Source organism: Salinadaptatus halalkaliphilus, assembly GCF_006543045.1.
Classification (GTDB): Archaea; Halobacteriota; Halobacteria; order Halobacteriales; family Natrialbaceae; genus Salinadaptatus; species Salinadaptatus halalkaliphilus.
In genome coordinates, this window is record NZ_RBZW01000030.1 from 1 (window position 1) to 15,244 (window position 15,244).

The window sequence follows — 15,244 nt, forward strand, 5'->3', positions numbered from 1 at the left end:
AGTCACACTATCCACCGGATTCTCACATTCCTAGTTACTGATGATTCTAGTCCGATGTCCTTGGATGCCTCGGTGCGTTAAACTAGAACAGATGGTCCCAGCACAGGGGATGAAAGACACAATGATTGTTGACGACAAACTCTCCCTTGCGCTAATCAGACGACCGTTTGATAGCCTTCTTCGGCAATTGAGTGTCTGTCTTGGAGTAACTGCTTTCCGTCGAGTATCCGAGTGTGTTCTCCTTCCCAGTGTCCCAGTAATTCTACCAGTAATTGCTGGTCGTCAGACACATCCCTCTCAATGATAGTGTTGATTACTTGGCCGTCACTGGCTCGTTCTTGGAGTTTTGCAACGGTTTCGATGCCCTCTTCTTCGAGTGTTTCTCGGGTCTCGGAACTAAACTCCGTGACAGTCGTGAGTTGATCGGGCATAGTCTGGTCGTCTGGAGCCACCTCAATTTCTATTGGTGGGTCAAGCAATTCATCATCGGTGTCGTCTATGTGAGTAAGTGCCCTCTCGAAGTTTGTGCGTGCCTGGCGATACCGAGTGCGAGCGGCCACTTTCTCCCCGCAGATGTGGGAAGTAATTGCACTCTGAAGCTGGTCTTCGGCAGTGGTTACGAGTTCCTGCAGTTCTTCGCGGTCGGCGAGAATTGTCTCGATAGCTTCGCGTTCGTTTCGATAGTCTGGAAGTTGCTCTTGCAGTGAGTCACCGCGTGAGTCGTCGGCAGGAAGCCACTCAACAATCATCTCACAGAGTTCTATCGCCCGGTCGTATTGGTCAAGTGCAGTCTGGTAGTTTCTTTCTTCTTTGGCGTTATGAGCCTGGTCGCTGATCTCGTCAGGAAGGGCACAGAGTTCATCCCGAAGTTCGTCGGCAGTTATTTGAAACACGGTTTGCTCATCCTCATCGGAGGCCGTCTCTGCGAGCGTCTGATATGCGTCAATTGCTTCCTGAAAGTCTGCAAAGACTTGTTCACTAGACTGCTCACTGTGAGCGGAACGGGCTTGTCCAGCCAATGTTTGCGCTTCAGATTCGGAGATTTTAGGAGGTGTTTCATCACGCTGTCGGAACAGTGTGTAGCCAGCGATGCTGAGAACGCTCACTACAGTAATCCCGGCAGCAGTCTCCGGCAGCAAGGAATCGTTGTCTGGATCTGGTTCTTCTTCAGGGCTATCGTCGGCAAGTCTGCTGTCACTAATATTCTCACCGCCCCAATTAGGCTGCTTATCGTGATTAGAGCTAAATCCTGCACCACTATCAAAGTTATTTGGTTTGTCAGAAATTTGCTCAACAGACCACGTACTAATATCCTGATCGAACGACTCAGCCAGCCAGAACATCCGGGTCATATCTTGGACATTGCTGGTATCCCAGCCCCCAATATCCTGATTGAACGAATTAGCTTTGTTGAACATCCGGCTCATATCTTGGACATTGCTGGTATCCCAGTTACCAATATCCTGATTGAACGAATTAGCAGAACGGAACATCTGGCTCATATCTTGGACATTGCTGGTATCCCAGCCCCCAATATCCTGATTGAACGAATTAGCAGAACGGAACATCCGGCTCATATCTTGGACATTGCTGGTATCCCAGTTACCAATATCCTGATTGAACGACCTAGCAGAACGGAACATCTGGCTCATATCTTGGACATTGCTGGTATCCCAGTTACTAATATCCTGATTGAACAAAGTACCAGTAAACATCCGTCTCATATCTTGGACGTTGCTGGTATCCCAGTTACTAATATCCTGATTGAACGAATTAGCATTCTGGAATATTCCACCCATATATTTGACGTTACTCACGTCTGCATTCTCCAGGTCAAATTCGCTCACATGCGTTTCAACATCACCTTGATCGAATGAACTGTCTGCAAAATCGTGTTCCCGAAGCCATCCACCGCTAAACAGGGAGCTACTATCCTCGGGCAAGACTACTGCTGGTGAGTCTGCTGTGGCTGTCTGGGAGGCAACGCCAGCGAACAACATCCCGCTTCCGGCTTTCAAAAAGTCACGCCGGTTGTACGGTAGATTAGTCATTCCATCGACACCACCGTGTGTAGCACTCAAGTAGTCTCGCGTTCGAGATGTTCACTTATTAGGTTTATATACCTCCAAAGACATGAATCACTGAAATTTCTATGGTTCGCGTACTGCCTGCACCCTCCGTCTTGCATATCAATGTGAAATTATACAGGCACCAACATAATGTTTGTGCTCCATTTTCGACCGAAGTTGATCATGAGCCAGTGCTGACTTTACTCTCTATATTTAGCGGATGCTGAGTTGACTTGTTACCGATATATCGCCTTTCATTTCGGGGAAAACAGCGTTCTTGTGGTGGATGACGGATAACTATCAGCAGTCGAATGAATGGGCACAGCAGCATCGACAATCGTTGACAACGCGACACACCCACGAGGATGTGCTCACGGATCGAGAGTTTGAGCTTCTCCTAGAAGCGTGTAGTTCACTGCCAGAGCCGCGAGACTTGCAGGCGCGGTTCGTGTGTCTGGCCGCGGGCCGACTTGGGTTGCGTGCTGGCGAGATCGCTCACTTCCGTGCCGACTGGATCGACTGGGATCGGATGCTGCTTCGTATTCCGCAACACGAACCCTGCGAGTGTGGCTATTGCCGTCGCCAAGCATCACAAGAAACCACTCACAATGAGCAACTCTCACAGGAAGAGGCGATGAAGGGACGCTGGCATCCGAAGACGGTCGCTTCAGCCCGGGCGATTCCCATTGACCTGTCGCTCCGGCTTGAGTTGTGTCTTGAACGGTTTACAGACAAGTACGAAGCGTTTCCCCGGTCACGAACCGCGGTCAACAGACGAGTGAACGCTGTCGCTGAAGCCGCAGACATTGAGGGTCGAGTATATCCCCATTGTCTCCGGGCTACCGCTGCCAGTTACCACGCATACCAAGGAGTCGCACCCGTTCCACTCCAAGCGCTGATGGGGTGGAGCGACCTAGCGACAGCTCAAAAGTACATCCGTATCTCGGGGAGAGCGACAGCAGACGCTCTTCGGCAAGTCCATCACCGGTGAAGAAATCGATACAACTGTCGCCACCTTCTGCAAATCATCACCTGACAGGTCTGAAATCTTATTTGAGGGCTATGCAAGATGGACAGCGCGTATTCAGCCCGCGAGAGAAACGAGAGCTGCTCCGATCACGACAATTACCGCGGCCGCGATCAGGGGCCATGTGATCCGCTCGAGGCGCTGCGGAAGGAACATGATCGACAATACGAGGACGATCAACGGTGCTGTGTGTATGATCGGAATGGCGATCACCACTGGTGCTGAGGCGAGTGCTCCGAAGTACGTGAGCAGGCCAATCGTACTTGCCAGGCCCGCACCGACGTACCAACGAGTGTGTGAAGTTTCGAAAGGGGAGCCGAACGAGTTTCTGGAGAGTCTGTAATATCCGGCGTAACTCACGAATGCGGTGGTCATCATCACCGCAAGCCCAACGAGAATCGGTGTCCCCGAATCGAGTCCGATCCGGATGAGTATTGGTTCAATCCCGACGAATACTGCAGCGCCCAGTGCGAACAGGAGGGCGAATCCCACATTCCGTATTGACGGGTCGGACTCCTCATCGACAGCCGTCACCCAAGAGATGATCGCTACTCCACCAACAATAAGCCCAATTCCGACGGCGTGGGAGGTTACGACGGATTCCCCAAACAACCACACTGCCAGCACAGTCGATACCAACGCCGAGGCCGAAACTAGTGGTGTCGTCCGACTTGCGCCGATCATCTCGATCCCAGCAAACATACAGATGCGGCCGAGGACAAGCCCAGCGATCCCTGCGGCTGCGAAGGCCACTACGGCCTCCCACGAGAGACCGTACGCTGGATAATGGAGAACAGCCGCCAGTGGTGCGACGAAACCAAGGTTCACTCCCATCATGACGATGATGGCGTCACTGATATCGCCCCCGTCAGTGGCTACTCGAATCAATACGTTCTGGACAGCCAGAAGAACGGCAGCGAGTATGGCCAGCGTGAGTCCGATGAGTTCCACTATCACGATTGGTCACTGTTCTCTGTGAACGCGTGAAAAGTCTCTTTACCGATAGGCGGCGTTGTTCCGGTGAGCAGGGACGCTCGTTCCCGACTCCCGGTTGCCATACTGCACACGTATCGGTGAAAAAATATAAATCACCCAATGATATGTGGTACCATCTAACGTTGAACGCTGACGTGTAGCTAGCTGAACTATCGCCGTTTCATCGAGGAGTTGGTTCAGAATCCGAGTTACGAGTTGCAGGTTGTCTGGTGAATACACGCTCTAGATTTAGCACGGCATTCCTGACAGTACTTCAACAGATAACTCAGGTGGGGCTAAATACAGAGCGCGTATCTCCCATAAGAAAATCGCCAACTGTCTACAGGGGGCGACCCGGGTGAAGTTATCAGTTCCGTAGTTCTATCGACGGAATCGCTATAGCGTGCCTTGCCCTAGGGCGTGTATGTCATCATCGGGTTCTTCCGGGGATGCCTATGCAGAAACGCTGGCCGTCTTCGACCGACGCGACGACCCCTCTGAGCCACTCACGACTCCAGAGGTGGCAGACTCGCTCAACGCGGCTCGACGTACCGTCTACAAACGTCTAGAGAAGTTGGCGAGCAGTGGTGAGTTGGAAACCAAGGAGGTAGGTGCCAACGCCCGGGTCTGGTGGCGATCGCATCCAGATGAAGGACCGTCAGTAAACGCGACCAATATCCACGCGACGCCGACGCTGAGCAACGCTGAGCGCACGGTCATCGAGAAAATCCTTGAAGCTAGTCCGATCAGCATCGTGGTGGTCGAGCCGTCCGGGGAGATCTCCTTCGCTAATCAACGGGCTGAAGAAACGCTTGAACTGGAGCGTGATGAGATCACCTCTCGAACCTACCGCCAGCCGGAGTGGAAGATCTATTACGACGACGGCACGCCTGTCAGCGCGGACGAGCACCCCGTGACTCGCGTTCTGGAGACGAAAGAACCCGATTACGGCTTCGAACACTGGATCGACCTCCCGAGCGGAACCGAACGCTGGCTGTCGAGCAATTCGGCACCTGTATTGAGTGAGGACGGAGATGTTGAATATATTGTCGTGGGATTCGAGGATACAACCCAGCTGAAAGAGCGCGAGGGCAAGCTGACGAGCGATAAACGCCGGGTGCTCGAACTCTCTTCCAAGCAGTTATTCAGCCCGCTGCTCGACGTAGCTGACGGTGATATGCGCATCGACGTTGACGAAGTCGTTCGACTCCAAGACGGGTCGGTCCTCAAGTACATCACCGGGAGGGGCATTTCGGCAAAGGAGTTGATCGACGTGTTCGGCCAACTGTACAGTGTTAAAGACACCCGACTGCTTCAGTCGAGCGCCGGTGAGTGCCGGGTTGAGGTCCACGTCGAGGCGCCGACCATTTCGCTAGTCTTTGCAGAGTTGGGGGGACAGGTGAAATCCCTGTTCCAGACTAACGGTGCTGCAGGCCCCCTCCTCACGTCTGAAGTGCCAGGAGATGTGGAATCGAGGACGGCCGTACAGGCCGCCCGGAAAGTGTATTCGGATATCCGATTAGAGTCACAGGAACTCCAGTACTCGCCGCGGCTCCTCTACGACATCGTCGAAGACGTGCTTACCGAACGGCAGTTCACGTCACTGCAGACGGCATATTATGGCGGGTATTTCGAAACGCCTCGGAAGAGCACCGGCGACGAACTCGCCGAGAGGCTGGGGATCACCCGTCAAACCTTCAATCAACACCTCCGGTTGGCTGAGGAGACCGTCTTAGAGCAGCTGTTCGATGCGTCGGGGAAGGCCGCACGCTGACCAGTCAGCCCGACTCCTTACGCTGTCGGTACTCCTCTCCCGAAGTAATGACCTCAAGTACGATACTGACCGACAGCACGGACCGTTTCGGCTACGACCCAATCACGGAGACGTACCACGCCCAGCACGACTGGACGAGCGATAGCCCGCTCTCGATAACGGTTGTCGGAGCGGTTGCCGCGATAATCGGTAAGGAACCCACGGAGATGGAAACCCTCCACTCGGCGATCGATCCGGATGCTCTTGATACGCTCCTATCGTCGGGGACAGAGCCGGGTATCCAGGTCGAGTTCGAGTACGAGGAGCAGTCGGTGACGGTGACGGGGCACGGGGAAATCGTCGTTGGATAGGTGGTCTGGGTGACGAGGAGGCCCATGTGGTTCGACTGAAGAACGGTGAGTGCGGCCTCTTCAAAGAGTGGTGTCGAGATTGCGGCCACGGTGAGTTTCAAGTTCCTACTGGAGGCCCAAAAGGTGATACTGATGTTCTGTAACTCCGTGTTGATGCAATCGTTAGCTACATCCGCTCTATCATTTCCGTGAGTTTCGATTGCGAGATACAACCTCTCTATGTAGCACGTATCTCTTGACAGTGGTTCGGTAGTTCGTTGAGCCTCTGCTGAACTCATAGCGCGAATGCAGCATGAGTTTCGGCTCGATCTACGAACGTGGTGATCGGTTAGTACGGAGTGTATAGGGATCAGTCAGCGGCCGCGCGGACGAGTTCCTGTTGCTCTCGAAGAAGGGCGGCGAGGTCATTCGGGGGTTCCTCTAGTTCAATGAGCACATCCCTATATCGGGTTTCACCCGTAGCCGTGTACTCGAAGTGATCGTAGATCTGTTCGACCTTGGCCATGATAGTCTCGATCGAGTCGTAGGCGGTTAGAAGGGCAATGACCGGTGTCATATCATCGTCCGCGAGATCACGGGAGACATCATGAATATCCTTATAGAGCAGGCGATGGGCACGATATGTGCGAAGATCCGAGATGATTCGCTGCTTGGTCTGTTCGTCAAGTCCAAAAACGAGCGCGGGAATTCTGGCAAAGGCATCGATATCACGGGCGCGGTACGCATAGATCTCCCGGGTTGCTTCTCGTTGACCGGTCTTGGTCGAGGCGTTGCGAACTTGCTCGAAGAGGCGGGCTTCAACGAGCGGGATTTGGAAGAGGGCGGTGAAGTACTCTCGGAGGACGGTAGCGATTGCCTCACGGTGTGCTGTCGGGACTGATTCAGCGATGAGCATTGAGGCAAACGCAGCGTTGGCCGTGAGGGCCACGCGTCGCTCCGTCGAGAGGTCTTCCGTATCGATGATATCGTCAAGGGCGTTTACTTCGGCGTCCAAGCCTACCAATATCCGTAAGATTGACTGATCAGGTAAGTCGTCAAGTTCGCGGGCGTAGACGTTTGCAGTTGGAATCGTCCGAAGTGATTTGCGGGCGTCACTCCAGCGGTCAACGACCCCTGAAAGATGTCTCGAAACTCCCGCAGTCGCATCGATTGGTAGACTGTTCCGTAGAGACTCTTCATCGGCGAAAATCTCGTCCGCAATCTCCAGATAGATCGCGTAGATCTCGTCGGGTTCAACTGCCAGCCCCCCTCCCATTTATCACCAATATAATATTGGATCCTAATTAAGTTTTCCACGATAACAATTCAGTTCGCACACTCCGCAGCGCAACTAATTCAATGATATTTAGTTGGTATTAACGCGATCATCCTGATGCACCCATCCTCTGAGTGTTTCACAGCGTTCCTGACAGTTCACGGGTAGGTTAGTAATTCTGCTGGTAACGCCTTCACCTCCATTTATCGAAGCATTCTATCTATCGTCCGATTTTGGTGAAGTTCTCGGATGGGAGATGCGTTAACTACAGTGCGGCACTAATCGCCTACGCTCTGATTGGGTTCTTGTCCGCCGTCCTCATCGGCCTCGAGTTGGCAATCGCTGGCGGTGCTGTCGCGATCATGCTCTCGATGGTCCCCGACTGGGATATGTGGATACCAGGGATCAAACACCGCGGCGTGACTCATACCGTTCACTTCGCCGTCGAGATCGGTGCCGCAGTCGGCCTGGCCGGGTTCCTGCTCGGCGTTCAAGCGCGACTCGATTCGGGATCCTCCTTGGTCTGGTTGGCGTCGTCTCGATCGGTTTGCATATCGCCGCCGACGCACTTACGCCAGCAGGTTTCGAGCATTCATGGATGGACGAAAGTACTCCTACGATGTCGCTCGAGCCGCGAATCCGATCGCAAACTATGCACTGCTGGCGATTGGTATCGTGGTCACAGTCGCAGCAATATTGACAGCAGCGGTACTCAGACCGTGAGTTGTGGACAGTTGCGACTGCGTTCTCAATACATATGGCAGTCTGGCATAGTTCATAAATAGTATGAAGCCGTAGTCTTAGATAGAACGATGGCACGAATCACCGGCTCCTATCCAGATGACCTCGATTTCCTCATCGAAGGGGCTGTCGAGGCTGGTGTGTTCGGTGGCAAGAGCGATGCGTTGCGAGAATTCGTGCGTGAATACTTTGAGGAGCACGAAAACGAACGTATAGCAGCTGCGGTCGCCCTCTACGAATGCGAGCGGATCACACTCGGTGATGCTGCGAGACTCGCTGATGTCGACCGCTGGACAATGCGTGACATCCTCCGTGAGCACGGTGTTGAACTTCGCCTCGGGCTCGTTGACGAAGACGACGCAACTTATGAGGTGGAAGCAGCGAGCGAACTCGAATTCGATGATGAGGACTCGGACGACGAGGAGACACGTTCGAAATGACAGGTGACGGGATTCCAGCGAACCCGAGCGTCCTGAACACAACTGTCCTCTCGAATTTTGCCTATATCGACCAGTTGTGGGTGGTTACAAGACTCTCCGAAATCTGTACGGTGCCAGTTGTCCGCGAGGAACTCGAACACGGCGTTGATGACCACCCATATCTTCAATCGACACTCGATACACTCGACGCCGAATGCGTTCCCTTTGGTGTCGCCGTGGGAATAATTTAATCAGGAGGAGCCACGCCGAAATCATCTCAATCCATCAGTGGTATTTCGGCAAATACGCTGGCCACTATTGGTATTTATGGGACTAAATCAAAATAACAGGGTGGCTGATTTGTAGAAACCCAACCTGCGAACCTCTGCAGAATGACTTCCGACAGGAGTTGAGACTGGTCGTCTCAATGCATATGGCACTCTGGCACAGTTCATAAATAGTATGAAGACGTAGCCTGGGATAGAACGATGGCTCGAATCACCGGCTCCTATCCAGACGATCTCGACCTCCTCATCGAGGGCGCTGTCGAGGCTGGTGTGTTTAGTGGCAAGAGCGATGCGTTGCGAGAGTTCGTGCGTGAATACTTCGAGGACCACGAAAGCGAGCGCATTGCAGCTTCGGTCGCCCTCTACGAACGCGAGCGGATCACACTCGGTGATGCTGCGAGACTTGCTGATGTCGACCGCTGGACGATGCGGGATATCCTCTGTGAGCACGGTGTTGAACTCCGACTTGGCCTCGTTGACGAAGACGACGCTGCCTACGAAGTAGAGGCAGCGAGTGAACTCGAATTCGATGATGAGGACTTGGACGACGATGAGTCGCGTGCCAAATGACAGGTGACGATATTCCAGCGAACCCGAGCGTCCTGAACACGACTGTCCTCTCGAATTTTACCTACATCGATCAGCGGTGGGTAGTTGCTGACCTCTCTGGAATCTGTACGGTGCCAGTCGTTCACGAGGAACTCGGACACGGCGTTGATGACCATCCGTATCTCCAGTCAGCACTGGATATACTTGACGACGAGATTCAAGTCGTGACGATTTCGGACACCGTTGCAAACAGAGAGGCGGTTGTCAGTGACCATCTCGATCCCGGTGAAGCACAGGCGTTTGCCTTAGCAGACGCTGCGGACGGTCGTCTACTGACCGACGACGGGGATGCCCGATCGTTTGCGAAAGACCAAGGCGTGACCGTTGTCGGGTCGGTCGGGGTTCTGTTGGCTGCGATCGATGCTGGAAAGATTGATGAGCCAACTGCCGACGAGTGGCTGTCGACATGGATCGATGAAATGGGGTACTACGTGCCATACCAGTCGATTTCGGACTATCGGTGAGATACGCATACCGCCCCCTCCATAGCGGGTGTCGTCTCAATGCATGGACGACAGGGCGTGTCTGAGTACGGGTCATCCCTCCTATTGTGACATCACGAGCTCGAACCGCGCCCCACCCTCAGGCCCGTCTGTCACAGATACCGTCCAGCCGTGAGCCTCCACGATCCGTTTTACGATAGTTAGTCCGAATCCAGTGCCGCCACTCGTCGAAGACTGGCCCGGTTCGAAAATCGCCTCGCGCCGATCTGCGGGGATCCCAGACCCATCGTCTTCGACGTAGATAGTGTCCTCATCGACACGTCCGACGCGAACGGTCACGTCCGTGCCGCCGTGTTCGATAGCGTTTCGGAACAGATTCTCGAACACGTGCCGTAATCGGTCGCGATCGCCCTGGAACGTCATCTCATCAGCTAGCTGGAGAGTCGCCGCTTCTGTGTCTACCGTTCCCCAGCACTTCCCGACGAGATCGGTCAGACTGACCGACTCCGTTTCGTCTATCGTCTCGCCCTGCCGAGCGAGCGTCAACGTGTCCGTGATGATCGCCTCCATCCGGTTGAGTGATCGTAAGAGTAGATCGAGGTGTTCGCTCTCTGTCTGTTCATCGAGGATCGTTGCGCGGCCCTGTGCGACGTTGAGCGGGTTGCGCAGGTCGTGGGAGACGACGCTCGCAAACTCGTCGAGCCGCTCCTTTTGCCGACGAAGCTGTCGTTCCCGTTCGACGCGGTCGGTGACGTTCCGGGTGATTCCCACGAGACGGGTTACGTCGCCGTCAGTGAGTACTGGCGCGAGATTCGTCTGCCAGATGCGTGCCTCCTCATCGATTTCTAGCTCTTCCTGATACGAGATCGGCTCACGAGCTTTGACACACCGGTGATAGTTCGCTTCGAGTTCGGCTCCCTCTTGCTCACCGAATACATCACGAGGCGTTTCTCCCCGGACCTCTTCGGTCGTAAGGCCGGTCTGTCGCTCGTATGCCGGACTGAGTCGGTTGAATTCGAACGTAATGTCGTCGTCTGAAGCGTCGACATCGACGAAGAATATCGCGTCTTCTGCATTGTTGAGGAGGGCCTCGTACTCTCCAGCCAGTTCGCGGAGTTCGCGTTCCTGTTCTTTCCGCTCGGTAATCTCCCGGCTGTTGAGTAGAATACCGTCGATGACATCGTCTTCGAGCCGGTTCCGCATCGTGGCCTCGATCCAGCACCACGACCCGTCGGCGTGTTTGAATCGAACTTCGACGGTCCGGGGTTCGTCCGGGGTCTCCAGAACGGCTTCGACCGCCTCGGCGTTTTTCTCTCGGTCGTCGGGATGGACGTATTCGTAGCCAGTGTTCCCGACTAATTCTTCGGGATCGTAGCCAAGAACCCGTGTGACGGCGGGGCTCACGTACGTCATCGTTCCGTCAGTGTCGATGATCGTTGCGATGTCGTTCGACTCTTCGACGAGCGTCCGATACCGATCCGTCTGATTCTCGCTCCGTATGTCCGAAGTCTCGGTGTCTTCCATTGGTCAGTGGTGTTCGACGAGTGTTCCCCGGACGGATGAGTCTGCGGACATCCGAGGAAGGTTCAATACGACGCCTGTTCCACGCGGTGAGTTATCCACGAATGTGACTTCGCCACCGTACAGCGAGACAGTCCAGTAGACGATCCAGAGCCCGAGTCCGGTGCCGTGCTGGAGCGGCGTTTCCTCGCCCTGTTTGATCGTCTCCAGTTCTTGGTCCGGGATGCCCGGTCCGTTATCCACAATTTCGATTTCGATCCACTGTTCAGACTGCTTTTCTCTGGACGGTCTGGTGGTGACCGTCACCTCGGGTTTGGGTTGGTCGTTGTGGACGACGGCGTTGTCCAGTAGTTCCTTCACTGCCACCTTCAACCGGCTATCTGCTCGAGCGTAGAGTGGGTCAGAATCATCGACATCGAATGAAGCGGTCGAATACTCTTCAGAAACGGTGGTGACGACATCGCTAACTAACTCCGTCACGTTGGTAGCGGTCTCAGTTGAGAATTCGTTTTCGAACAACGAGCGCACAGTTCCGGCTTTGTCACCCAGCGTCGCCAGAGCGTCCGCCCGTTCTTCGATCGCCCGGACGTTCGCCCGATGTTCGTCATCGCCCAGCGATTCGCGGAGTAGTTCGGCCCGGCCCTGAATCACGTTCATTCCGTTCTTGAGGTTGTGGCGCATGACGCGATTGAGCACGTCGATTTGCTGTTTGCGCAATCGACGATTCGTCACGTCGGACTCGATCGTGACGAAGTGGGTGATTTCTCCGTCGTCGCTCGCAATGGGCGAGATCGTCTGGTCGACGTGATACAGCTCCCCGTTTTTGCGCTGATTGATGAGACTTGCATTCCACTGCTCGCCAGAAAGAATCGTCTGCCACATCCGATCGTAGAACTCCTCGTCCTGTTTGCCCGACTTGAGAATTCGGGGTGTTCGACCGACGGCTTCCTCACGAGTATAGCCGGATCGGGCTTCGAATTGCGGATTCACGTACTCGATAGTCCCCTCCGTATCAGTGATAAAGACCGCATGTCCTGCGTTCTCGACGGCTTTTTTGAACAGCTCTAAGTCCATCTCGCGCTCTTTGCGCTCGGAGACGTCCTCCTGGAACCCGACGTAATTCTCGACGGTTCCGGCGTCGTCTCTCACAGGCGCGATACTGACACGGTTCCAGAACTGACTGCCGTCCTTGCGGTAGTTCCGGAGTTCTACGGAGACTGGTTCGCCCTTCTTAACTGCCTTCCGCATGTCGGCGACTGGTTCCTCCCGAGTTGCCTCACCCTGGAGGAACCGACAGTTGCGACCGAGTGATTCAGACTCGGAATGTCCTGTCAGCGCTTCGAATTCCTCGTTTACGTAGATCATGGGGTTGTCCTCTCGGTCGGGATCGGTAATGGTGATCCCGACCGGCGCTTTGTTCATCGACTGGGACTTCAGTTCGAGTTCCCGCTCGTAGTCCTTCCGTTCGGTCACGTCACGGGCCGAGAGAATTATCCGTGACTGTTTGACGTCCCTCAGCGTCGCAGCCGACACTTCCAGCTGTCGCTTTTCTCCCTCCTGTGTTTGACACGTAAGGTCGTCGGTCGATCCCTGTCCTGCCTCCTGTACCTGCTGGAGGAAAGACTGAAATCGCTCGCGCTCGTCGGCGTGAATCGTCTCGGTCGGGGATATAGAGAGCAGTTCGTCGCGCGAATATCCCACGAGGTCACACGCCGCGGGGTTGCACTCGTTGATCTCGTCGCCAGATGGAGCAACAACGAAGATCGCGTCGTTCGTCGAATCGAACAGTCGCTGAAATCGAATCTGCACGTCCTCGTAGCGCGTGGACAACTCCACCGACTGCTCACGCCTCGCCAACAAATTCCCCACACGACGAAACAGGGTCGTCCGGTCGACAGGTGCTGACACGACCTCGTCGATGAGCGGTGGCCCGTCGCCGTTCTGCTCGGACGGCAACGGGACCGTTCCCCTCGACCCTTCCTGTTGAATCAACAGCACGGGTGTGAAGGTTGGATGGGCCTCTTTTTTGTGCTCTCGCAACGCGTCGCGGTACGTCGGCACCATCTGTTCACCAACGACATAACAATCGACGGGTTGAAGCGTGTCATCGACGATGACGTCGTATCGCTCGTCGAGAAATTCTTCGAGGGCTTCCCGGTCGTTATCGCCGTGTATCAGGAGTTGTATGGTATGGTTCTCACCCACTTCGCGACTCGACCGGTCGGTCATGATTGGTCCGCTGTCCGGTGGGACTCATCTGGAACGCGATGCGTTGAACTACCCTGCATGATCCCCCGAACGGTATCGAATGGTCCTTCGATAACCAGCCCCTCGCCGGGCTCGATAGCAAACTGGTGGAACCGGCTGTCGAAATCCCCGAGTCGCTTTTTGACGACTCCGATCGCTCGATCTAACTCGCTGTCGACTTCCACATACGTGAGAAACACGATGTTGTCCGCGATGTAGCTGGTGTTCGTGCTCGTGGCTTCCGGGATGCCGGTGAGGCGGTCCGCCTCGTCCGTGATAATGACTGCAATACCGCGATTCTTGAGAACCCTGGTGAGGCCGTGTAACCGGCGAACGAGTCTCTCGTCGTTCCCCTGGAGCGAGATCTTGTAGCCCGAGAGCCCGTCGACGAACACTGCGTCCGGCGCGTGCTCGTCGACCTGGTCGAGGACGTGCCGATCGAACTCCTCGGCCGAACGCACGAGCGGTTCGGTCTCTGTCAGCGCCAGTGATCCCTGCGCCCGCATCTCCGAGATCGGGAGCCCGAGGGTTTCCGAGCGATGGACGAACTGGTCGATCGACTCCTCGAAGAGGTATCCGAGCGCTGTCCCACCGTCTTCGACGATGCCCGAAAGTATCTGTGCACCGGTAGTCGATTTTCCGATGCCGGTCGGACCGCTGATAAACGAGACGGTCCCGCGTTCGATTCCGCCACCGAGGAGTCCGTCGAGAGCTTCGTGACCTGTTGTGATGAGTTCCGGGTCGAACGTCCGGTTGTCGTGTTTCGGGATGGTTTGTGGGTAGACTTCGATCCCGTGCTCGCGGATTTCGAGTCCGTGGGTGCCGTCGACCTGTCCGAGGCCACGGTGTTTCGGGACCGCGATCCGGCGCTCGTGCTCGTCGAGATACAGGTTGACGACGCCGTCGCTGAGAGATTCGAAATCGTCGTGGCTGGTCCCGGGAGTGTTTTCTCTGCGTGTTCGTGTCGCGACTGTCGTCACCTGACGGTCCCGAAGAAACCGGATGAGCGATTGCAATCGCTTGCGGTACTGGTATTCGTCTCGTTCCACGTACTGCAGTTGTGTGATCGGATCGATGAGGATCCGGGCCGGGTCGACATCTTCGATTACCTGTTTGATATCCTGCGTGAACCGTTCGGATTCGACTTCGGTCGCCTCGACCAGGTTGTACGACTGGTCCTCGGCGAAAAAGTCTGTCCCGGGCCCGATGTCGAGAAATTCGGCATCTCGAATGTCGACATCCAGCCGTGCTGCGTTGACGAGAATGTCGCGTCTAGACTCTTCGCCGTGGATATACACGACTGTCTCGTCAGCATCGAGTCCCGCTCGCAAGAAGTGTTGGCCGAGCAGCGACTTCCCCGTTCCTGAGGTGCCCTGGATGAGGTATGTACGGCCTCGGATGTACCCTCCGTTGAGTAATTCGTCCAATTCGGGGATACCCGACGCTACCAGCTCGATCTCCTTGGTAGTGGAAGTATCGCCCAAGTCATCAGTCATGGTAAATCATGTTTTGCCAGTAGGCTATTGA

At 55.0% G+C, this 15,244-nt stretch carries 12 protein-coding genes and 1 pseudogene; 7 read left to right on the forward strand and 6 right to left on the reverse strand.

Translation table 11 applies throughout. From position 1 onward, the window contains the following. Nucleotides 1-155: 155 nt before the first annotated feature. The gene (locus D8Y22_RS11800; protein WP_141464910.1) at nt 156-2,051 is read right to left on the reverse strand and encodes a BspA family leucine-rich repeat surface protein; all 1,896 of its coding nucleotides are present in this window, start codon (nt 2,049-2,051) and stop codon (nt 156-158) included. A gap of 304 nt (nt 2,052-2,355) precedes the next feature. Between D8Y22_RS11800 and D8Y22_RS23365 the strand changes: the two genes are divergently transcribed. Then, nucleotides 2,356-3,060, forward strand: coding sequence for a tyrosine-type recombinase/integrase (locus D8Y22_RS23365; RefSeq protein WP_141464911.1), 705 nt, complete (start codon nt 2,356-2,358; stop codon nt 3,058-3,060). Nucleotides 3,061-3,153: 93 nt separating this feature from the next. On the opposite strand, the gene D8Y22_RS11810 is transcribed toward D8Y22_RS23365, so the two are convergent. Beyond that, entirely contained in the window at nt 3,154-4,053 is a 900-nt protein-coding gene (locus tag D8Y22_RS11810) for a DMT family transporter (RefSeq protein ID WP_217350884.1), read from the reverse strand. Between the two features lie 442 nt (nt 4,054-4,495). On the opposite strand from D8Y22_RS11810, the gene D8Y22_RS11815 reads away from it, so the two are divergent. Beyond that, on the forward strand, nt 4,496-5,845 hold the full coding sequence (locus D8Y22_RS11815) for a helix-turn-helix domain-containing protein (protein ID WP_141464912.1): 1,350 nt from the start codon (nt 4,496-4,498) through the stop codon (nt 5,843-5,845). Nucleotides 5,846-5,892: 47 nt separating this feature from the next. Continuing rightward, a complete protein-coding gene (locus D8Y22_RS11820; protein ID WP_141464913.1) occupies nt 5,893-6,195 on the forward strand; it encodes a HalOD1 output domain-containing protein in 303 nt (100 codons plus the stop codon). Nucleotides 6,196-6,544: 349 nt separating this feature from the next. Here D8Y22_RS11820 and D8Y22_RS11825 read toward each other — a convergent pair whose 3' ends face one another. Continuing rightward, on the reverse strand, nt 6,545-7,450 hold the full coding sequence (locus D8Y22_RS11825; RefSeq protein ID WP_141464914.1) for a hypothetical protein: 906 nt from the start codon (nt 7,448-7,450) through the stop codon (nt 6,545-6,547). An 812-nt stretch (nt 7,451-8,262) separates the two neighbouring features. Between D8Y22_RS11825 and D8Y22_RS11835 the strand changes: the two genes are divergently transcribed. The 4 genes and pseudogenes from D8Y22_RS11835 (at nt 8,263) to D8Y22_RS11850 (ending at nt 9,970) form a co-directional block, all read left to right on the forward strand. Then, on the forward strand, nt 8,263-8,631 hold the full coding sequence (locus D8Y22_RS11835; protein ID WP_141464915.1) for a UPF0175 family protein: 369 nt from the start codon (nt 8,263-8,265) through the stop codon (nt 8,629-8,631). After that, nucleotides 8,628-8,825: pseudogene (locus tag D8Y22_RS11840) on the forward strand (twitching motility protein PilT); the annotation flags it as partial. The gene D8Y22_RS11835 and the pseudogene D8Y22_RS11840, both read left to right, overlap by 4 nt. 273 nt (nt 8,826-9,098) lie before the next feature. Next, nucleotides 9,099-9,467 carry a UPF0175 family protein gene (locus tag D8Y22_RS11845; RefSeq protein WP_141464916.1) on the forward strand — a complete coding sequence of 123 codons (369 nt, stop codon included), beginning with the start codon at nt 9,099-9,101 and terminating at the stop codon, nt 9,465-9,467. After that, nucleotides 9,464-9,970: a twitching motility protein PilT gene (locus D8Y22_RS11850; protein ID WP_141464917.1), complete on the forward strand. Its 507-nt coding sequence runs from the start codon at nt 9,464-9,466 to the stop codon at nt 9,968-9,970. Before D8Y22_RS11845 ends, D8Y22_RS11850 begins: the two co-directional genes overlap by 4 nt. Before the next feature lie 81 nt (nt 9,971-10,051). Here D8Y22_RS11850 and D8Y22_RS11855 read toward each other — a convergent pair whose 3' ends face one another. The 3 genes from D8Y22_RS11855 to D8Y22_RS11865 are packed head-to-tail and all read right to left on the reverse strand — an operon-like array spanning nt 10,052 to nt 15,213. Further along, on the reverse strand, nt 10,052-11,473 hold the full coding sequence (locus tag D8Y22_RS11855) for a PAS domain S-box protein (RefSeq protein WP_141464918.1): 1,422 nt from the start codon (nt 11,471-11,473) through the stop codon (nt 10,052-10,054). A gap of 3 nt (nt 11,474-11,476) precedes the next feature. Next, nucleotides 11,477-13,699 carry a PAS domain S-box protein gene (locus D8Y22_RS11860; RefSeq protein WP_141464919.1) on the reverse strand — a complete coding sequence of 741 codons (2,223 nt, stop codon included), beginning with the start codon at nt 13,697-13,699 and terminating at the stop codon, nt 11,477-11,479. Further along, a complete protein-coding gene (locus D8Y22_RS11865) occupies nt 13,696-15,213 on the reverse strand; it encodes an ATPase domain-containing protein (protein WP_141464920.1) in 1,518 nt (505 codons plus the stop codon). The genes D8Y22_RS11860 and D8Y22_RS11865 overlap by 4 nt, the downstream gene beginning before the upstream one ends. Nucleotides 15,214-15,244 lie beyond the last annotated feature (31 nt).